At 41.6% G+C, this 20,165-nt stretch carries 16 protein-coding genes; 10 read left to right on the top strand and 6 right to left on the bottom strand.

Features of this window, described 5'->3' with window-relative positions; all coding sequences use genetic code 11:
• The first annotated feature begins 96 nt into the window (after positions 1–96).
• Positions 97–1,374, top strand: coding sequence for a glutaminase (locus NDN13_RS08480; protein WP_251117917.1), 1,278 nt, complete (start codon positions 97–99; stop codon positions 1,372–1,374).
• A 150-nt stretch (positions 1,375–1,524) separates the two neighbouring features.
• Positions 1,525–1,995: a hypothetical protein gene (locus NDN13_RS08475; RefSeq protein ID WP_251117916.1), complete on the top strand. Its 471-nt coding sequence runs from the start codon at positions 1,525–1,527 to the stop codon at positions 1,993–1,995.
• A gap of 101 nt (positions 1,996–2,096) precedes the next feature.
• Here NDN13_RS08475 and NDN13_RS08470 read toward each other — a convergent pair whose 3' ends face one another.
• Positions 2,097–2,660: a hypothetical protein gene (locus NDN13_RS08470; RefSeq protein ID WP_005205063.1), complete on the bottom strand. Its 564-nt coding sequence runs from the start codon at positions 2,658–2,660 to the stop codon at positions 2,097–2,099.
• Between the two features lie 205 nt (positions 2,661–2,865).
• On the bottom strand, positions 2,866–6,552 hold the full coding sequence (gene metH, locus NDN13_RS08465; RefSeq protein ID WP_251117915.1) for a methionine synthase: 3,687 nt from the start codon (positions 6,550–6,552) through the stop codon (positions 2,866–2,868).
• A 438-nt stretch (positions 6,553–6,990) separates the two neighbouring features.
• Here metH and NDN13_RS08460 point away from each other — a divergent pair, with 438 nt between their 5' ends.
• Positions 6,991–8,622, top strand: a complete 1,632-nt coding sequence (locus NDN13_RS08460) for an inorganic phosphate transporter (protein ID WP_251117914.1) — start codon at positions 6,991–6,993, stop codon at positions 8,620–8,622.
• A gap of 126 nt (positions 8,623–8,748) precedes the next feature.
• Here NDN13_RS08460 and NDN13_RS08455 read toward each other — a convergent pair whose 3' ends face one another.
• From NDN13_RS08455 to radA, 3 genes are all read right to left on the bottom strand, one after another.
• Positions 8,749–9,075 (bottom strand): hypothetical protein, encoded by a 327-nt coding sequence (locus NDN13_RS08455; RefSeq protein ID WP_251117913.1) that lies wholly within the window; start codon positions 9,073–9,075, stop codon positions 8,749–8,751.
• A gap of 210 nt (positions 9,076–9,285) precedes the next feature.
• A complete protein-coding gene (locus tag NDN13_RS08450) occupies positions 9,286–10,266 on the bottom strand; it encodes a Tim44 domain-containing protein (protein ID WP_251117912.1) in 981 nt (326 codons plus the stop codon).
• Between the two features lie 95 nt (positions 10,267–10,361).
• Positions 10,362–11,750, bottom strand: coding sequence for a DNA repair protein RadA (gene radA / locus NDN13_RS08445; RefSeq protein WP_004654686.1), 1,389 nt, complete (start codon positions 11,748–11,750; stop codon positions 10,362–10,364).
• Between the two features lie 358 nt (positions 11,751–12,108).
• Here radA and NDN13_RS08440 point away from each other — a divergent pair, with 358 nt between their 5' ends.
• The 7 genes from NDN13_RS08440 to NDN13_RS08410 all read left to right on the top strand — a co-directional run bounded on the left by NDN13_RS08440 (position 12,109) and on the right by NDN13_RS08410 (position 19,452).
• Positions 12,109–13,617 (top strand): alanine/glycine:cation symporter family protein, encoded by a 1,509-nt coding sequence (locus NDN13_RS08440; RefSeq protein ID WP_070074665.1) that lies wholly within the window; start codon positions 12,109–12,111, stop codon positions 13,615–13,617.
• A 294-nt stretch (positions 13,618–13,911) separates the two neighbouring features.
• A complete protein-coding gene (locus NDN13_RS08435) occupies positions 13,912–15,324 on the top strand; it encodes an amino acid permease (protein ID WP_159413501.1) in 1,413 nt (470 codons plus the stop codon).
• 141 nt (positions 15,325–15,465) lie between these two features.
• The gene (gene lptM / locus NDN13_RS08430) at positions 15,466–15,705 is read left to right on the top strand and encodes an LPS translocon maturation chaperone LptM (RefSeq protein ID WP_005321941.1); all 240 of its coding nucleotides are present in this window, start codon (positions 15,466–15,468) and stop codon (positions 15,703–15,705) included.
• 22 nt (positions 15,706–15,727) lie between these two features.
• Positions 15,728–16,978 carry a diaminopimelate decarboxylase gene (gene lysA / locus NDN13_RS08425; RefSeq protein ID WP_251117911.1) on the top strand — a complete coding sequence of 417 codons (1,251 nt, stop codon included), beginning with the start codon at positions 15,728–15,730 and terminating at the stop codon, positions 16,976–16,978.
• Positions 16,979–16,984: 6 nt separating this feature from the next.
• On the top strand, positions 16,985–17,839 hold the full coding sequence (gene dapF / locus NDN13_RS08420; RefSeq protein WP_004805579.1) for a diaminopimelate epimerase: 855 nt from the start codon (positions 16,985–16,987) through the stop codon (positions 17,837–17,839).
• Positions 17,840–17,915: 76 nt separating this feature from the next.
• Entirely contained in the window at positions 17,916–18,839 is a 924-nt protein-coding gene (locus NDN13_RS08415; RefSeq protein WP_251117910.1) for an ADP-ribosylglycohydrolase family protein, read from the top strand.
• Positions 18,840–18,843: 4 nt separating this feature from the next.
• Positions 18,844–19,452, top strand: coding sequence for an alpha/beta fold hydrolase (locus NDN13_RS08410; RefSeq protein WP_251117909.1), 609 nt, complete (start codon positions 18,844–18,846; stop codon positions 19,450–19,452).
• Positions 19,453–19,495: 43 nt separating this feature from the next.
• Here the strand turns inward: NDN13_RS08410 and NDN13_RS08405 are convergent, their stop codons facing one another.
• Entirely contained in the window at positions 19,496–20,107 is a 612-nt protein-coding gene (locus tag NDN13_RS08405) for a LysE family translocator (protein ID WP_251118200.1), read from the bottom strand.
• Positions 20,108–20,165: the final 58 nt, after the last annotated feature.

The following is a 20,165-nucleotide window of genomic DNA, read 5'->3' as shown; positions in this document are numbered from 1 at the left end:
AATCATTACAAAAGCTATAATTTTAATATGATCAGTCCTCTGTACTATAAGCGCTTATCTAAATTAAAACTTGAAACAATTAAAGGCTAGATGACCATGAAAACTCCACTTCCTGATTATTTGGCACATGTGATTGATGCCTGCGATATTGATAACCGTGGGTATCTCGCCGATTATATTCCTGAACTGGCCAATGCCAATCCCAATCGTTTGGCGCTGGCCTTGTCTACTGTCGATGGTGAAATCTATTCCGTTGGGGATGATGAGATTGAATTCACGATTCAATCGATGTCTAAACCGTTTACTTATGCCTATGTGCTACAACAGCTTGGCATTGACGCAGTATTAGAGAAAGTTGGGGTTGAACCTTCGGGTGAAGCCTTTAATGAAATTTCATTGGGTAAAGATCGCCGTCCTAAAAATCCGATGATTAATTCAGGTGCAATCACCACGCATTCATTGGTTCCAAGTAAAGAGGATCTATCAGGCGCAGAAATCTTACGTCGATTTATGAGCGAGCTGGCAGGGCGTGAACTGCAATTTGATGATGCAGTATATGAATCTGAGGTGAAAACGGCCTATCGGAACCTCTCGATTGGTTATATGTTGCGAACCGTGGGAATATTGGAAACCGATCCTGTTGATATCGTGAATGGTTATATTCGCCAATGCGCGATCTTGGTCACTGTCAAAGATCTAGTACGGATGGGCAGTGTTTTTGCCAATGGCGGGGTTGATCCTAAAACTGGAAAGCGCTTATTGAATCGTGCTGTGGTACGTCAAGTTCTGAGTGTGATGATGAGCTGCGGTATGTACGATGCCGCGGGGGATTGGCTCACAACGGTTGGTATTCCTGCCAAAAGTGGTGTTGCAGGTGGAATTTTGGGTGTGTTACCCGGTCAGGTGAGTATTGCTGCTTTTTCTCCTCGACTCGATGAGCATGGCAATAGTGTACGTGGTATAGATATCTTGGAACGGCTCTCCCGTGATATGGGCTTGCATTTGATGGAAGGCACACCTTCCGCACAAACCATTGTGCAGAGCCATTATCGAACTGGAAAAGATGCTTCTTTAAGTGTGTATGTACTTCGCGGTGTATTGAAATTTACTGAAGCGGAAATGTTGTTACGGACCTTGCAATGTGAGCCTGTCAATAAAAGTTCTATTGTAATTGATTTAACTCAGATTTCCTTGATTCATGATGTCGGAAAACGGATGTTTTTGGAAGGCATCGATCGCTTGATTGATGATGGTCATACTTTACTTTTGGTTGATCCTGAGCAGCGTCTGGATCATGCACGAACGCATAAAGATCGAGTCTTGCATGTTTATCAGAATCTTGAGGATTTGATTGAGAAGCATAAAGAGCTGTAGGCGTAGAGAGCCTATATTGAAATGATATAGGTTCTAAATAGCATTTATATATTGTGCTTAATATAGTCGGATGAATTTTATTTAGTGGAGGGAGAATTTAATTTAAATTGTATTTATAATGAGCCGATTAGTTTTTGAAGAATATCTCATATGAAAAATAAAATATTGGGTTTTGTATTGATGTTTATGGCTTCACAGTCATTGTTTGCAGCTCCATTTGTGCAGCCTGTTATTCAAGGTAAAACTTACAATAATTGGGAAGTACCAATACGCTCATTAGCTAAGCCGAAAAGCGTCATTAAAGGAAAACCAGACGAGTGTAATGGTGGTTATTTCCCTGATGAATATGATTATGGCAGTTTTAAAATTTTAGACACAGGCGTCATTAAAGAGGTTCATTTAAGCCAGAACAATGCGCTAGTGTTTCATGGACAAAAAATTCGTGGTGGGATAGATCAAAAGACTTTTATGCAACAATTTAAAAAATATGAATTGTGGATGGATGCTGAAAACAAGAATGTTGTTTATAGTGGGCTTGCCGAAAGTGGAAATGATTCAATAGCGTTTGTCTTTAAAAATGGAAAACTTTTAAAATATAAATTGTTCTTTGATAATTGTTAGTTTTGACAAGAGTAAGTATAAAAATAAACCAGTCGCTGAAATGTAGCAGTTTAGCCAATTTAAAATGTATTTTAGGGGCTGGAAAAGCAAGTTAGTGAGAGTTAAATTTTTTTTAAAATAAATTGATAAATATGGCCCCAAAAGATCATAAAAAGCCCTCCGCAACTCAACAATAAGAAGACAGCTATAGCTACATAGGAGACGTTGCTTTTAGCTTCATATAATTTCATGAGCTGGTGGTCTGCCAATGTATGTTGAAATTGCTTTTTATTAACAGCGTCGACCCAAGTCATATCTTTGATCATAAACCTATCGTTTATTTTTATAATATCTGCCGTTTTGATTTGATAGTTGAAAACTTGGTCTTGATCATGGCTGCAGATAGTTTCCAAATAATTTGAACAGTCAAAAAGATAAATTCTTTTTTGATTTTCAGTGATAAATATCGTATCTAACTTATTAAACTTTTTAATGCTGAATTCATAATTCATGCTTTTATCTGTTTCCAGATGCTGATAAGGCATTACTTTAATTATCTTCTTTGGTGTGAGAAGTTCATAAACACTTAAAGCTAATATAAGAAGAAGGAATGCTGTAAAGATTAAAGCGATGATTGTTGCTAAATTCCTTTTCTTTTTTTCATTTAATCTAAAACCTATAGTCATTTGAAATTTGATGCTGGTCAATTCTATTTATATTAAATTTTACTACAACTTTTTGAAATCTAGAAATTAAGCATTGATAGGATTAATTTCAAAAAATAGTTTTATTCGCGAGCAAGATCTATGTAGAAACGGATGTCTTTGGTAAACAATCTCTACTTTTGGATCATATAAAAATCCCCTCAATTGAGGGGATTCTTTTGATCACTTACGCAATCGAATCATCTAAATTTGGTGCTAACCAACGTTTCGCTTCATCCAGTGTCCAGCCTTTACGTTTCGCATAATCCTCAAGCTGATCTTGAGCAATTTTACCCACGTTAAAGTATTCACTTTCAGGGTGCGAATAATAGAAACCACTGACAGAGGAAGGCGGCATCATCGCAAAGTGTTCAGTCAATTTGGTACCGATTTTCGCTTCCGAACCTAACCAATCAAATAACACTGCTTTTTCAGAATGCTCTGGGCAAGCAGGGTATCCTGGTGCAGGACGAATACCGACATACTTCTCTTTGATCAATTCTTCATTGCCTAAAGTCTCATCGGCTTTATAGCCCCAGAACTCTTTACGGATACGCTCATGCAAATGCTCAGCAAAGGCTTCGGCAAAACGATCTGCTAACGACTGAACCAAGATTGCTGAATAATCATCACCTTTGGCTTTATATTCATTTGCCAATTCTTCAGCACCAAAGATCGATACAGTAAAACCACCGAGATAATCAGTCTTGTCTTTAGAAGTGCTAATAAAGTCCGCTAAAGATAAATTTGGTTTGCCTGTGACTTTGTCAGATTGCTGACGAATATGCTCAAAGGTATGTGTAACCTTTTGACCCGCTTCATCAAACACGCTGACGGTATCTGCGCCTGTACGTTGTGCAGGGTATAGACCAAACACCGCACGTGCATCGAAACGATGATTCTCGATAATGTCTTTCAACATGGCTTGCGCTTGGTTATATAAATCAGTGGCTGCTTCACCCACAACTTCATCTGTCAGGATTTTCGGGAATTTACCCGCCAAGCTCCAAGAGATAAAGAATGGTGTCCAGTCAAAGTACTCAACCAAGGTTGCCAATGGATAATTGCTAATGACTTGCGTACCTAAACGATTTGGAATTGGTGGCACATAGTTATCATCCACCTTGAAACCATTTTCAATGGATTCGGCATAGCTAAGTTTGGCTGCTTTCGGTTGCTTGTTGGCTAGGCGTTCACGAATCTTGGCATATTCAGCACGATGCTCAGCAATAAAATTGCCACGCATTTCTTTTGATAGCAGGGTCGTTGCAACACCGACCGCACGCGAAGCATCGGCCACATAAATCACTGCATCGTTTTGATACTGCGGATCAATCTTCACTGCGGTATGTGCTTTCGATGTAGTTGCACCGCCAATCAACAGTGGAATGTTAAAGCCTTTGCGCTGCATTTCTTTGGCAACAAACACCATTTCATCCAAAGACGGGGTAATCAAACCAGACAAACCAATGATGTCACATTTCTCATCAATCGCAGTTTGCAGGATTTTTTCTGCTGGTACCATCACACCAAGGTCAACGATGTCATAACCATTACAGCCCAAGACTACGCCCACGATATTTTTACCAATATCGTGTACGTCACCTTTTACCGTTGCCATCAACACTTTACCTTTAGACTGGCTACCCGTTTTTTCCGCTTCGATGTACGGGTTCAACCATGCAACGGCTTGTTTCATTACGCGTGCAGATTTCACGACTTGTGGCAGGAACATTTTACCTGAACCAAACAGGTCGCCGACCACGTTCATGCCATCCATCAATGCACCTTCAATCACATCAAGAGGGCGTTTGGCTTTTAAACGGGCTTCTTCGGTATCTTCATCAATATACGTGGTGATACCTTTTACCAATGCATATTCAAGACGTTTTTCAACCGATTCATTGCGCCATTCAAGGTTTTCGGCTTCGCGTTGTGCGCCACTATGACCACGGAATTTTTCCGCGACTTCAAGCAGTTTTTCTGTAGCGTTTTGACCTGATTCACCTTGGTTTTGGTTCAGAACTACATCTTCAACCGCATCTTTTAGTTCTTTTGGAATATCGTCATAAATCGCCATTTGACCAGCGTTCACGATCCCCATAGTCATGCCTTGTTTAATGGCATGGTAAAGGAATACCGAGTGAATCGCTTCACGCACAGGCTCATTACCACGGAAGGAGAAGGAAACGTTAGAAACACCACCTGAAATCATGGCATGCGGCAAGTTCTGTTTGATCCAACCTGTGGCTTCAATAAAATCGACACCATAGTTGTTGTGTTCTTCGATCCCTGTTGCCACGGCAAACACGTTCGGGTCAAAAATAATATCTTCAGCAGGGAAGCCGACATCATTGACCAAAACATCATAAGAACGTTTACAGATTTCGCGCTTACGTGCAGCAGTATCTGCCTGACCTGTTTCATCAAAGGCCATCACAATAATCGCAGCACCGTACTGACGGCATAGGCGAGCCTTTTCGACAAACTCGTCATAACCTTCTTTTAAGGAAATCGAGTTAACAACAGGTTTACCTTGCACACATTTTAAGCCTGCTTCAATGATTTCCCATTTCGATGAGTCAATCATGATCGGCACACGAGAGATATCTGGCTCAGATGCAACCAGATTCAGGAAATGCACCATCGCATTTTGCGAATCCAGCATGCCTTCATCCATGTTGATGTCGATGATCTGTGCACCAGCTTCAACTTGTTGCTGAGCTACTTCTAAAGCTTCGGCAAACTTTTCTTCACGGATGAGACGCAGGAATTTTTTGGAACCCGTCACGTTGGTACGTTCACCGACGTTAACGAACAGAGAATTTTCATCAATGTTAAATGGTTCTAAACCACTTAAACGACAAGCTGGAATCGTTTCAGGCACTTGGCGTGGTTGAATATCTTTAACGGCATTATAAATGGCACGGATATGGTCAGGTGTGGTACCACAGCAACCCCCCGTAATATTGATTAAACCACTTTCAGCAAATTCTTTGATGAATGCTGCCGTTTGTTCAGGGGTTTCATCATATTCACCAAAGGCATTCGGTAAACCCGCGTTTGGATGGGCAGAAACAAAGGTATCTGCAACATCAGAAATCGTCTTAACGTGTGGACGCATCGCGTCTGCACCCAAGGCACAGTTAAAACCAATTGAGAGTAAATCACCGTGACGAACTGAGTTCCAGAACGCTTCTGCGGTTTGGCCTGTTAAGGTACGACCTGATGCATCGGTAATGGTGCCTGAAATCATCAATGGCAGTTCATGACCAATTTGTTTGAATACTTCTTTCACTGCAAAGATCGCGGCTTTACAGTTCAAGGTATCAAATACAGTCTCGATCAAGAGGATGTCTGCACCGCCTTCAATCAAGGCGTGGGCAGCTTCAATATAATTTTCTTTGAGTTCATCAAAAGTAATATTACGGAATGCAGGGTCGTTAACATTCGGTGAAATCGAACAGGTACGTGAGGTAGGGCCAAGTACGCCTGCAACAAAACGCGGTTTCTCTGGGGTTGAGTATTTTTCACATGCTGCTTTGGCTAAGCGTGCCGCTTCGCGGTTGATCTCTGGAACAAGGTCTTCCATGTGGTAGTCAGACATTGAAACACGGGTGCCGTTAAAGCTGTTGGTTTCGATAATATCTGCGCCTGCATCCAAATAAGCTTCATGGATGCCTTGAATAATCTGAGGTTGGGTTAAAACCAATAAGTCATTATTACCTTTAAGGTCTGATGCCCAATCTGCAAAACGTTCACCACGATAATCTTCTTCTTCTAGTTTATGGCGTTGAATCATGGTTCCCATTGCACCATCAATAATCAGGATGCGTTGGGCAAGAAGTGATTGTAGGGTGGTAAGCGTGGACATTCAGAAACCCCAGTCGATGATCAAGATAAAAAGCAGGGGCATTGTAACAGAAGCTACGTCAAAGCGCGTATTTTCAGCAAGCTTGAACAGTGATTCATCGGGTCACTTAGAAAATGTCATAAAATGTTCATGAAGTTGTCACAATTGAATTGAATAATGCTTAAAAAGAAAACATCCAGTTCGAAATGTGACAGTTTAATGTCATATTTCGTAGCGTTTGTTGCAAAATCAGACAAACAGTTCTATCGCTGTTTTTGATTTTATAATGCATTGTTTTTTATTAATTAAAATAAAAAATAAGGTGGATTTATTACTGAAAAATACAAAAAAATGTGATGAAAACATGAAATTTTGGCTTTATGTGACAGTCCTTTGTCATATAATTGTCATAATTTAATTAAACAATACAGGGGATTTTATTATCCTCTAACCGTCTACATGAATTCTAATCTTCCTCCTGCTTCGGATTCACCGCTTGCCAGCTCTCAGGCAAAATCGACGAATGTACATGTACCAACACCGAAATTTTTTATGCCGGTGTTCTTAACAGTTATTGTTGCAACACTGATTTATATCGGTTTTCAGCTTAGTGCTGACTTGGCACATGTACCGCCTTTAAGTTTATATTCAGTTATTCTTTTATCGACGGCACTTTTCATTGCTTTAGGCTTTGAATTTGTAAATGGTTTTCACGATACGGCGAACGCTGTAGCGACGGTTATCTATACCAATGCATTACCTGCTCCAGCGGCAGTAATGTGGGCTGGTTTCTGTAACTTCCTTGGGGTTATGGTGGCGAGTGGTGCAGTAGCGTACGGTATTATTGCATTACTCCCAGTAGAAATGATCATGAATGTCGGCAGTGGTGCTGGCTTTGCGATGGTTTTTGCACTGTTAATCGCGGCAATCCTATGGAATTTAGGAACGTGGTTTTTGGGGATTCCTGCATCAAGTTCACATACCTTAATCGGTTCGATTTTGGGTGTGGGCATCATGAACCATATTTTAAATGCGTCTGCTGGTGCGACCAGTAGTGGTATTGATATGGATCAGGTGATTAAAGTCGGTAAGGCTTTATTGTTCTCGCCATTGATTGGTTTTGCCTTTGCCGCAATCCTATTCTTATTGGTGAAGAAAGTCTTTAAACGCCAAATGGAGCTGTTTCAGCCACCAGAAGGCAATAAGCCACCACCACCACTGATTCGTGCAATCTTGATTTTTACCTGTACGGGTGTAAGTTTTGCACACGGTTCAAATGACGGTCAAAAAGGCATGGGCTTGATCATGTTGATCTTGATCGGTTTGGTTCCATTGGCTTATTCATTGAACAAAAACTTGGATGCGCAGCATTTACAGTCTTTTGAGCAGCTTTCTTCACAAACTGCGACGGTTTTAAATGTTAATCAAAACGAGCTGACAGATGAAAAAGCGCGTGATGTATTAACCAAGTATATTCAAACCAAAGAACAGACTGCTGAAGTTGTACCTGCACTTGCAAGTATGACGGCTCATTTAGGTACACGTGTTGCAGGTTATGGCGATCTTAAGGCGATTCCTGAAGCTGCTGTCAGTGAAATCCGCAATGACATGTATTTAAGTACCACCACGTTCAAACGTTTAGACAAAGCGGAAGCTTTACCAGAAATGGATAAAGACCAAGCGAAAGTGGTTAAAGAATATCGTAGTAGCTTGGATTCATTCCTCCAATATATTCCAAACTGGGTGAAAGTTGCGGTAGCACTGGCACTTGGTCTAGGTACGATGGTGGGTTGGAAGCGCATTGTAGTGACTGTTGGTGAGCGTATTGGTAAGAACCATATGACTTATGGTCAGGGGATGTCAGCTGAATTGGTCGCGATGAGTACTATTGCTGCAGCAGATGGCTTAGGTATGCCGGTATCAACCACACACGTATTAAACAGTGCGGTTGCAGGTACTATGGTTGCGAATAGATCTGGTCTGAATTTCGCAACAGTAAAAACCATTCTTTCGGCGTGGATCTTTACTTTACCCGCGACCATTGCATTGTCAGGTGGCTTATACTGGTTGTTCTTGCAGTTCGTTTCATAATGTTGAATTCTTAAGTTTCAGATAGAATTTAAAGGCTTTGCTTCGGCAAAGCTTTTTTATGTCTGTTCCTTTCGTTTTTCTTCAAGATTGTCTGATTTTAGCTATGAGTTGTCCTTTTAAAGTGGGTCAGCATACTCCTGTCAATTTATGATGCCCTGAATGGCTGAATGGCTGAATGGCTGAATGGCTGAATGGCTGAATGGCTGAATGGCTGAATGGCTGAATGGCTGAATGGCTGAATGGCTGAATGGCTGAATGGCTGAATGGCTGAATGGCTGAATGGCTGAATGGCTGAATGGCTGAATGGCTGAATGGCTGAATGGCTGAATGGCTGAATGGCTGAATGGCTGAATGGCTGAATGGCTGAATGGCTGAATGGCTGAATGGCTGAATGGCTGAATGCGGTGTTAGCTTGGGATAAATGATCGCAATAAAATTGCTTTTATTCCCCAAAAGAGGAATGGTTTTCTCATAGCCTTATCCGTTAGTATCAATAGACTGATCGTGCTAGGTTGTGTTTTCACGGTAATAATAAGCATAACGTGTTGTTCTATTTACACTCCGCCATTCTCCGATATAGAGAGTGGCTTTTTTTATATGGACAAAAGGGCGGGCAATAAAAAAGAGCTGTCGAAACAGCTCTTTTAGAATTAAAGGATTAAATTAAGCTTGTTGAATACCTGCAACAACCCAATCTTGTTGTGAGCCAGCAGGCTTCACAAAATGCCAGATTTCAGCAAATGGTTGAGGCAAGCTATTTAAGTCTTCACTTACCGTACCAGTAAAACGTACGCTCACGATGTATTGACCATTTTCAGTAGAACTTTCCACAACCATTGCATTGAGATTGCTAAATTCAGCAACGTCTTGGTCTTGGTTCGACATAATGTCGCTGTACATCGAGCTATACAGCTCAGGTGTTAAGTAACGGCGAATTTCTTCGACATTACTTGCACTGTTCACTGACTGAATATGGTTAAAGCGTTGACGTGCAATACGCAAGAATGCAGCAGGTTCAGTGCCATCTGGTAATTGATTGCCACTGCTCATTGATGCGCCACCAAATGGTGCTTGCGCTGGTGTACCACCGCCGACAGACTGACCAAAGATATTGGTGTTATCACCTGTTTGGCGAGCAGTCGGTTGAGGTGGCGTCTGACGACCAAAGTTATTTTGACCGCCATTGTTTGGAGCGTATGGGTTATTGGCTGCTAATTTTTTTTTTGCGCCTAATTTGCGGAAAACAAAGAAGGCGATCGCAGCAGCAAGAAGTACCCAAAGCCAGCTAGGGATGCCACCTTTTTCTTCCTGTTGTTGCGCTTGTGGAGTTGCTTGTTGCTCAGTTGCAGTTGGGTTCTGTTGCTTATCATCTGCCAATGCATTCGCTGCAACAGCACCAACAGCAGCACCTGCGACACCCGCAGCAACCATCGTACCAACACCTGGACCAGATTTCTGTGGTGCAGTTTGTTGTTGAGGTGCTGGAGTTGCTTGGCGTGATGGTTGGTAAGATTGGCTAGATGAACTAGATCTGCTCATGCCGTGGCTTTTACCGCCACCTGCACGTTTTGCTTCCGCAAGCGGTGCAGCAACCAAAGTTGCCATTAAAAGAGCTGCCATCAAGCCACGCTGGTGTACTTGCATCGAAAATTCCTATTTAAATCCAATTTGTAAATGTATTTATGCATGTATTTCGATGCAATTTCAATAACAAAAGTATGTTTTTTTATGTCAAGCCATTAGCCCAACTCATCACTTAACTGCATGGCCTCGGTAAGGGCTTCATGTAAACGTGCTACTGCAATGATTTGTACGCCATCAATTGATTTCTGTGGTGCATTGCCTCGAGGCAAGATCACATACTTAAAGCCATGTTTTGCTGCTTCTTTCAGGCGTTCCTGACCATTTGGTACAGGACGAATTTCACCTGAAAGACCGACTTCACCAAAGACCGCCAATTGCTGTGGTAAGGCTTTGCCTCTTAAACTGGAAGCACAGGCCAGTAGTACCGCTAAGTCAGAGCCCGTCTCGGTAATTTTTAAACCACCGACCACATTGACATAGACATCTTGTCCTGAGGTTTGTACGCCACCATGCCTGTGCATCACTGCCAGTAGCATATTTAAACGGTTTTGTTCCAAGCCGAGAGCAACTCGACGAGGTTGTCCATGCGCATCATCAACCAGTGCTTGTACTTCGACCAAGAGGGGGCGTGTCCCTTCACGGCTAATCATTACGATAGAACCCGGAATAGCTTCATCATAACGACTTAGAAAAATCGCCGATGGATTGGCAACCTCACGCAAACCTTTATCGGTCATGCCAAACACACCGAGTTCATTGACTGCACCAAAACGGTTCTTTACCGCACGAATCATGCGATAACGTGAATCTGATTGACCTTCAAAATACAGTACACAATCGACCATATGTTCTAAAACACGAGGACCAGCAAGTGAACCTTCTTTGGTCACATGACCGACAATGAATAAAGCAGTACCGCTATTCTTGGCGAAACGGGTTAGCAAAGCTGCGGATTCACGGATCTGTGAAACACCCCCAGGGGCAGATTGTAATGTTTCGGTATAGAGGGTTTGAATCGAGTCGAGGATGGCTACTACAGGGCGTTCTTGCGCCAACACTTCACAAATACGTTCGACACAAGTTTCCGCCATCACCTTGAGTGAGTCCGTTGGTAAATCCAAACGCTGGGCACGTAAAGCCACTTGCGAAAGTGATTCTTCACCTGTGACATAAAGGGCTGTACTTTTTTTACTGGCCATATGGGTGGCGGTTTGCAACAGGATGGTGGATTTACCAATCCCTGGATCACCACCGATCAGCACCACCGAACCAATGACTAGACCGCCACCGAGCACGCGATCAAATTCGCTAATTCCTGTTGGAACACGGGTTTCATTGGATACGGTGACTTGATTGAGCGTAGTAATACTGGCTGCTTGCCCCGCATAGCCGCCTATTTTAGCTTGGCCGCGATGAGTTACTGCTGGCTCAATTCGAACCTCAAGCAGGCTGTTCCATTCGCCACATTCGGTACATTGACCTGTCCATTTAGGATGATCTGCACCACATTGTTCACATCGGTAAACGGTTTTAATTTTTGCCATAAGATAAAATTGAAAAGTTTCTTAAAATTAGATAAAAAAGAATCAGGACGAAAATTTCTAACAATGCTGATCGTTCTTTAAGGAATAACAAAACGAGACGGCATGATTTCGTCGTAGATTGGTTAAAGGGAACTGCTCAGAAAAATAACATGATATACAACTTTTACAAGTTATAGACAGTGTGTTTTTAGCAATCGCTTTTTTTGTTCAATTCACTTTTTCCATGGATGGTGTTGGTGTGTTCGCTTATTTATTGTCATGAGAATTTGATCGAATGGCATAGATATTGCTCATGCTCAGACGAATGGAAATTTAGCAGTGGCTATTTTTTCAAAATATATAATAAAGGTTGATGTCTATGAGTGCAGCAGAAATTGTAAATTGGGTAAATGGAATTATCTGGAGCCCAGCGCTGATCTATTTATGCCTTGGTGCTGGTTTATTTTTTTCTATTTTAACTCGGTTTGTGCAGGTTCGCCAAATTAAGGAAATGGCAAAGCTGTTAATTAATGGTTCATCCTCCGCGCAAGGAATTTCCTCATTCCAAGCACTGTCAGTCTCCTTATCTGGACGTGTCGGGGTGGGTAATATTGCGGGGGTGGCGGCAGCAATTGGGTTCGGTGGTCCAGGTGCTGTGTTTTGGATGTGGTTAGTGGCATTTTTGGGTGCAAGTACTGCATATGTCGAATCTACCCTTGGTCAAATTTACAAGGTTGAATATCAAGGTGAATATCGTGGTGGGCCTGCATTTTATTTTGATCGTGGTTTAGGTCAGCGTTGGTTAGGAATTCTCTTTGCAATTGCTGCGATTGTTTCTTGTGGTTTGTTCCTGCCTGGTATTCAAGCCAATGCGGTAGGTAATGCATTTACCCAAATTACAGGTCAGGGTGCCATCGTATTTGGCAATGTCGGTACTTATAAATTATTGGCCTTAATCGTGATTGTTTCTTTATTGGCAATCATTATTTTTGGTGGAATTAAGCGTATTGCCCGTTTCGCAGAGCTGGTTGTTCCATTTATGGCCTTGGGTTATATCTTGATGGCCGTGATTATTGTGGCGATGAATATCCAAGAATTACCTGGCGTGATCAAACTCATCTTTGAAGATGCATTTTCGCCAATGGCAGGAATTGGAGCTGCCATTGGTTGGGGGGTAAAACGTGGTGTTTACTCCAATGAGGCAGGACAAGGTACTGGACCGCATGCTGCTGCAGCTGCAGAAGTCCAACACCCAGCGCAACAAGGTTTTGTGCAAGCCTTCTCCATTTATGTTGATACGCTATTTGTATGTTCTGCAACAGCCTTTATGATTTTGATTACCGGCATGTATAACGTACAGGGTACCTTGGAAGCTGGGCAGTTTATCGTGCAGAATGTTGCACCAACAACTGAAATTGGCTCACCTGCATTTACGCAAATGGCAGTTAGCACCGTGTTTGGTGGTTTTGGTCAGATATTTGTCGCTTTGGCAGTATTCTTCTTTGCCTTTACTACGATTGTGGCCTATTACTATATTGCTGAAACAAACATCACTTATCTGAGCTATATCACCAAAACGCCATCTCTTTTATTTATCACCAAATGCTTCATTATGATTTCTGTGGCGTATGGCGTACTCAGCGCAACAGGTTATATTTGGGGGATCGGTGATATTGGGGTCGGCCTGATGGCATGGATTAATATCATCGGTATTATCGTGACTTATTTTGTATGGAAACCGACCATTAAAGCCCTTCGAGATTATGAAGAGCAGCAAAAGGCGGGTGTTAAGGAGTTTACATTTGATCCAATTAAATTGGGTATTCGTAATGCAACATTCTGGGAAGAACGTTTGAAGAAGAAACAGCAACAATCATCTAATGATTGAATTATAAATTAATATTTTCGGGATCAAGAAGTGAGGAGGAGTATTCCTCACTTCTTTTTTATGGGTTCAACGATCTTCTGTATTTGTGCTGTCCTCACAAGTTCATTGTATTGTTTTAGGCTTGTGCGTATGATCGAATTCGATTGTATTTCACTTGAAAAAAATACAGGTAAAACATTGCTTAGCTAAACCAAGCCAATTCATGAATAACGAGAAAAGATACTGAAAATGGTACGAATCGTTGTTAGGCGTTGTTTCAGCTAATGAACTAAAACACTGGAGAGTTTTTGTAAAATGTCGAATCAAAATCTGAGTGAGGCTGCTGAACAAAGCGGACTTCACCGTAGTCTATCTAATCGACATCTACAGTTGATTGCGATTGGCGGTGCCATTGGAACAGGGTTGTTCATGGGATCTGGTAAAACCATTAGTTTAGCTGGACCATCAATTCTATTTATTTACATGACCATTGGTTTGATGGTGTTCTTCGTAATGCGTGCATTAGGGGAGCTATTACTATCCAATCTTAACTACAAATCTTTTATCGATTTATCGACTGATTTAATCGGCCCGTGGGCAGGTTATTTTGTCGGCTGGACCTACTGGCTCTGTTGGGTCACCATTGGTATCGCAGATTTATCGGCCATTATTTACTATCTGGAATTCTTTAATGGTGGTGAGTCATTTACACCATTAGGTGGTTTACTGATCAGTACGGTGGCGATCCTGTTTGTACTGGGCTTGAACTTGGTCACCGTAAAACTATTCGGTGAAATGGAGTTCTGGTTTGCGATGGTGAAGATCACCGCGATTATTGTCTTGATTGCTGTTGGTTTATGGATGATCTTTACTGGATTTACCAATGCTTCTGGTACGGTTGCAAGTGTTTCCAACCTTTGGACACATGGTGGCATGTTCCCGAAAGGTCTTGATGGCTTCTTGGCAGGCTTCCAGATTGCGATTTTCGCCTTTGTCGGGGTAGAGTTGGTTGGGACCACGGCTGCTGAAACACAAGATCCGAAGCGCAACTTACCGAAAGCGATTAACTCGATTCCAATCCGTATCATTATTTTCTATGTATTGGCATTGTTCGTGGTGATGTGTGTAACACCGTGGGATCAGATCAATCCTAAAGTCAGCCCATTCGTTAACATCTTCTCACAAGCTGGTATTGCTTCTGCGGCAATTATCATGAACTTGGTGGTGTTATCGTCAGTGATGTCATCCATGAATAGTGGTGTATTCTCAACCAGCCGTATGTTATTTGGCTTATCAACAGATGAGCAAGCACCGAAGTTGTTTGGTAAATTATCGAAGTCTGCAGTTCCTGCAAAAGCTTTGATTTTCTCATCAATCTGTATCTTTATTGGCGCATTCGTTCAGTTTGTTTATAAATTACAAACGGGCACCAATGATGAAGTGACTGCATTTACTTTAGCAACAACGCTCTCTACGATTCTGTTCATCTGTGTATGGATGATTATTATGTGGAGTTATATCAACTACCGCAAAAATCGTCCTGAACTACATGCGCAATCAACATTTAAATTACCTGGCGGTGTGTTTACTTGTTGGGTGGTGATTATTTTCTTCCTTGCAACGATTTACTTCCTTGCCTTGGATGAAACCACGTTGGAATCACTCAAAGTCAGCCCGATCTGGTTTGTTATCTTGGCAATTGGTTATTTCTTCTATAAGAAAAAGTAATTCTTTAGCCGATTTAACACCAAACGCCGACCTCAAAGTCGGCGTTTTTTTATGGTTATTGTTTGATTCATTCAAGTTTAGACTTTAGCCGATCTAATGATCACGCTATACTGCTCCGAATTGTAAAAGTTAGGTGCACAGATGCTTAAAGTCATTTGTTCTATCAGTGTGTTGCTGAGCAGCGTTATTTTAACTGCATGTGGTCAGTCAGGTGCATTGCAATTACCGTCTGATCAAAATCAGGATAAGCGCGCAAAATATCTGCTTTATAAAAATGAAGCAGCTCAGGCTAAGGCTTCATCTGACGCAAAAGCAGATCAAGCAGAGGTAGAACGCCAAGCAACATCGTCAACGACTCAATCACAAACCATCTCACCTTAAGTTTGTAAATAAGGACATCTTCATGAGTTTCACTCGCATTAATGGAGTATTGCACGCTGAGCAATGTTCACTGGATCTGCTCGCACAGCAATATGGCACGCCTTTATATGTTTATTCAAAAGCAACTTTTGAAAAGCATTATTTGGATATGCACCGTGCTTTTGATTTTATTGATCATCAAATCTGTTTTGCGGTGAAGTCAAACTCAAATTTGGCTGTTCTGAGTGTATTGGCAAAGGTGGGTGCAGGTTTTGATATCGTAACCGGTGGGGAACTGGCTCGTGTACTTGCAGCAGGCGGTGAACCTTCGAAAATCGTATTTTCTGGTTTAGGTAAATCTGAAGCCGATATCGAAAAAGCCTTAAATGTTGGGATTGCTTGTTTTAATGTTGAATCACATGCCGAGCTAGATCGCATTCAAAAAGTCGCAGCAAAACTTGGGAAAAAAGCACCGATTTCGTTACGTGTAAATCCAGATGTAGATGCCAAAACCCATCCTTATATCTCTACGGGTTTGAAAGAAAACAAGTTTGGTATTCCAAGTGATACGGTTGATGAAACTTATCAATATGCAGCATCGTTACCGAATCTTGAGATTGTCGGGATTGATTGTCATATCGGTTCACAATTGACTGAAACTAAACCTTTTGTCGATGCACTTGATCGTGTCATTGTCATGATTGAGCAGTTGAAAAGCTTGGGCATCAACCTCAAACATATTGATATCGGTGGTGGTTTGGGTGTGCGTTATAAAGATGAAACCCCGCCAAGCGTTGAAGAATATGCCAATTCGATGCGTCCAGCTTTAGAAAAGTTGGGACTCAAAGTATATATGGAACCAGGGCGTAGTATTTCTGCCAATGCAGGTGCATTAGTCACCAAGGTAGATTTACTCAAACCAACCAATCATCGCAACTTTGCCATTATTGATGCCGCGATGAATGACCTTATTCGTCCTGCTCTATATGAAGCATGGATGGATATTCAGTCGGTCAATCCAAATCCTGGTGTTGAAGTGAAAACTTGGGACTTGGTCGGTGCCATCTGTGAAACTGGCGATTTCTTGGGGAAAGAGCGCGATTTAGCCCTTCAGGAAAATGATGTGTTGGCGGTATTGGGTGCAGGTGCTTATGGTTTTGTAATGAGCTCTAACTATAATAGCCGTGGTCGTGCTGCCGAAGTTATGGTCAGTGGTGATCAAGCCTATTTAATTCGTGAGCGTGAAACCATAGAATCACTCTGGGAAAAAGAGCATTTGTTGCCTGAGGAGTAAATTAAGATGTATTTAGAATTTACCAAAATGCATGGGTTGGGCAATGATTTTATGGTCGTTGACCTTGTGACCCAGCGTGCTTATTTAGATACAGTGACGATTCAGCGTTTAGCCGATCGTCATTTTGGCGTGGGTTTTGATCAACTATTGATTGTTGAACCACCTGATTTGCCAGATGTCGATTTTAAATATCGAATCTTTAATGCCGATGGTTCTGAAGTCGAGCAGTGTGGTAATGGGGTACGTTGTTTTGCGCGCTTTGTACATGAGCGTCAATTGACAACTAAAACCAAAATCCGTGTGCAAACCAAAGCAGGGATTGTTGAGCCTGAGTTGGGTGCCAATGGTTGGGTGCGTGTCAACATGGGACCACCGAAATTTCTTCCAGAAGAAATTCCGTTTGTGACCCAAGAGCATGAAGATATTGAAGGTTTATACGCACTGGAACTTGCAGATAATCAGAGCATTAATATTGATGTTGTGAATATGGGTAATCCGCATGCTGTCACGATTGTTCCTGATGTATTAACTGCTGATGTTGAGCGTATTGGTCCACAAGTGGAATCACATGCGCGTTTTCCTGCACGTGTGAATGCTGGATTTATGCAAATTCTGGATGAAAAGCATATTCGTTTACGTGTGTTTGAGCGTGGAGTAGGTGAGACTTTGGCCTGTGGTACAGGAGCTTGTGCAGCAGCAGTCAGTGGTATGCGCCGTGGCCTACTTGCCAATGAGGTTGAAGTTCAGCTTGCAGGTGGTAAGTTACATATCGCTTGGCGTGAAGGAGATGTAGTTTGGATGACCGGTCCAACCACACATGTTTATGATGCCCGTTTGGATCTTAGATATTTTCAAGGCTAAATTAGGCTGATTGTAGGTAAAAAGTCTGACATTAGGCTTTTTACCTTTTATTCTTACAATAATAAAATGAGAGAAAATGAAAAATAAGATTCGTGGTGCTATTTATGGTTTATTAATCGGTGATGCGGTTGGTGTGCCTTATGAGTTTAATCTACCTGAACAGCTACCACATATTGTTGATATTGATATGATTCCGCCTAAAGATTTTAGTCGAACCTATCCTGATATTCCAATTGGCACATGGTCAGATGATGGTGCACAAGCTTTGTGTTTATTGGCATCTTTACTTCATTGTCAAAAGTTAGACCCTGTTGATTTAATGAATCGCATCGCGAATTGGTATCAGTTTGGATATATGGCTCCTGATTATCATGTATTTGATGTAGGCGTGCAGACGGCCACAGCCATTCGGCAATATTTACAAGGCACGCCAATTATGCAAGTCGCCATTGATGATGAACATGCTAACGGCAATGGAGCATTGATGAGGGTTCTACCATTAGCGTTGTGGCATCAAGGGACAGATGAGGCATTAATTTTAGCTGCCTATTTACAATCTCATATTACCCATGCGCATCTACGCTCAAAAGTATGTTGTGCTTTATATTGTTTATGGGCGAGATATATTTTAAAAGGAATGACAATTAATACAGCGTGGTCACATGCTGTGACTATCTTAAGAGAATATTGTGGAAATCGACCTGATGAATTGGAGCAATTAGAATTTTTTATCCGCCCTGATGATTTAGAGAAAGGAACGGGAAGTGGTTATGTTGTGGATTGCCTCAAATCAGCTTATTTAGCCTTACAAGAGTCAAGCTACCAAGCTGTGATAAAAAAAGCAATTTCTTTGGGGCGTGATACGGATACAACAGCATGTGTGGCTGGTGGATTGGCAGGACTTGCTTTTGGGTATGAGGATATTCCTCCTGCATGGTTACAGCAGTTAAGAGCGAAGGAAATGGTTGAGCCTTTGCTTACACAATTGATAGATGACTGATGAGATGAACTTAGTCTTTCTTGCGGGCGCATCAGGCAATACACAATTTTGGAATCCTTTGATTGCACAGCTTCCTCCTCATTATACCAAGCAAGTGATTGCTTATCCCGGTTTTCATGGGGTGGCAACAGATTCTGATATTCACAGTTTTGATGATCTGAGTCATTATGTGCTTGCACAGATTCAACAACCTTCTATTCTGATTGCCCAATCCATGGGTGGGATTTTTGCTATCGCTGCGACGTTACAAAAAACAGATTTGGTGAAAGGTTTAGTCTTGATTGCAACTTCGGGTGGAATTAATTTAAACCGATTTCAAGTTCAAGATTGGCGGCAGTTTTATCAGCAAGAATATATTGAATATCCTGACTGGTTCGTAACAACGAAAGTCGACTATGAGCAAAATTTACCAGATATCGATGTGAACACTTTATTGATTTGGGGCAATCAAGATCCGATTAGTCCGATTGAGGTTGGACAATATTTAAATCAGATTTTGCAAAAATCCAAACTCTATATTGTTGACGGCGGTGATCATCAGTTGGCAGAACAATGCGCTGATGAAGTCGGCATACAGATAAACGATTATTTAAAAAATTTAGAGTGTGATTGAAATTGCTATTGAGCGTGCTGATCACAGCACGCTTTTTTATTGTTTATCGTTTGCTGAATGCGAGTTTGAGTGCAAATAAGATGAAAATACTGCCTGTGATGCGATCCATATAGCGAATAAATTTAGGTTGTTTTAAATAAGCAGAAATGAACTGCATTGCAGCGATCAGAAAAATTGACCAGATCAACCCGATGAGCACATGAATCATCACCAGTCCCATGGTCCACACAACTGGAGAAGAAGACTGAGGAATAAACTGAGGCAAGAAAGAAATATAAAAAATACCGACTTTGGGGTTGAGTAAATTGCCCCAAAAACCTTTGATAAACCAGTTTTGAGTCGTTGTAGAATCATTTAACCCCGCAAGTTGGCTACGAGGTTTTAGAATAAGATTAAGTCCTAACCACGTGAGATAAATTGCCCCCATCCATTTCAATGCATTGAAAGCCAAATCAGATGCCATCAATAATGCACCTAAACCACAGGCCACAATCATTCCCCATACAATACAGCCAAGATTAATCCCTAAAGCTGCTTGGAATGCTTTGGCTTTACCTTCCAAGGTCGCAGTGCGAATAATCAGTGTGGTATCTAGACCGGGAGTAATGGTCAAGAGGGTGATTGCGATGAGGTAGGGAATAAGCATTGTTGTCATCATGGTAGCGCCACTCAAAACTTGAAATTTATTGTATTACACAGGCATCAATTCTTCG

The sequence above is a fragment of the Acinetobacter sp. C32I genome, from assembly GCF_023702715.1.
In the GTDB taxonomy this organism is placed as follows: domain Bacteria; phylum Pseudomonadota; class Gammaproteobacteria; order Pseudomonadales; family Moraxellaceae; genus Acinetobacter.
The sequence above is the reverse complement of the archived record's forward strand: the minus strand, read 5'-3'. Positions and strand labels throughout refer to the sequence as shown.

Bases quoted from the DNA above. Each gene is read 5' to 3' on its own strand.
- NDN13_RS08415 (WP_251117910.1), top strand. From the start codon at position 17,916: ATGAAAAATAAGATTCGTGGTGCTATTTATGGTTTATTAATCGGTGAT.
- NDN13_RS08470 (WP_005205063.1), bottom strand. From the start codon at position 2,660: ATGACTATAGGTTTTAGATTAAATGAAAAAAAGAAAAGGAATTTAGCA.
- NDN13_RS08410 (WP_251117909.1), top strand. From the start codon at position 18,844: ATGAACTTAGTCTTTCTTGCGGGCGCATCAGGCAATACACAATTTTGG.
- lysA (WP_251117911.1), top strand. From the start codon at position 15,728: ATGAGTTTCACTCGCATTAATGGAGTATTGCACGCTGAGCAATGTTCA.
- NDN13_RS08480 (WP_251117917.1), top strand. From the start codon at position 97: ATGAAAACTCCACTTCCTGATTATTTGGCACATGTGATTGATGCCTGC.
- NDN13_RS08440 (WP_070074665.1), top strand. From the start codon at position 12,109: ATGAGTGCAGCAGAAATTGTAAATTGGGTAAATGGAATTATCTGGAGC.
- lptM (WP_005321941.1), top strand. From the start codon at position 15,466: ATGCTTAAAGTCATTTGTTCTATCAGTGTGTTGCTGAGCAGCGTTATT.
- dapF (WP_004805579.1), top strand. From the start codon at position 16,985: ATGTATTTAGAATTTACCAAAATGCATGGGTTGGGCAATGATTTTATG.
- metH (WP_251117915.1), bottom strand. From the start codon at position 6,552: ATGTCCACGCTTACCACCCTACAATCACTTCTTGCCCAACGCATCCTG.
- NDN13_RS08460 (WP_251117914.1), top strand. From the start codon at position 6,991: ATGAATTCTAATCTTCCTCCTGCTTCGGATTCACCGCTTGCCAGCTCT.
- NDN13_RS08475 (WP_251117916.1), top strand. From the start codon at position 1,525: ATGAAAAATAAAATATTGGGTTTTGTATTGATGTTTATGGCTTCACAG.
- NDN13_RS08405 (WP_251118200.1), bottom strand. From the start codon at position 20,107: ATGACAACAATGCTTATTCCCTACCTCATCGCAATCACCCTCTTGACC.
- radA (WP_004654686.1), bottom strand. From the start codon at position 11,750: ATGGCAAAAATTAAAACCGTTTACCGATGTGAACAATGTGGTGCAGAT.
- NDN13_RS08435 (WP_159413501.1), top strand. From the start codon at position 13,912: ATGTCGAATCAAAATCTGAGTGAGGCTGCTGAACAAAGCGGACTTCAC.
- NDN13_RS08450 (WP_251117912.1), bottom strand. From the start codon at position 10,266: ATGCAAGTACACCAGCGTGGCTTGATGGCAGCTCTTTTAATGGCAACT.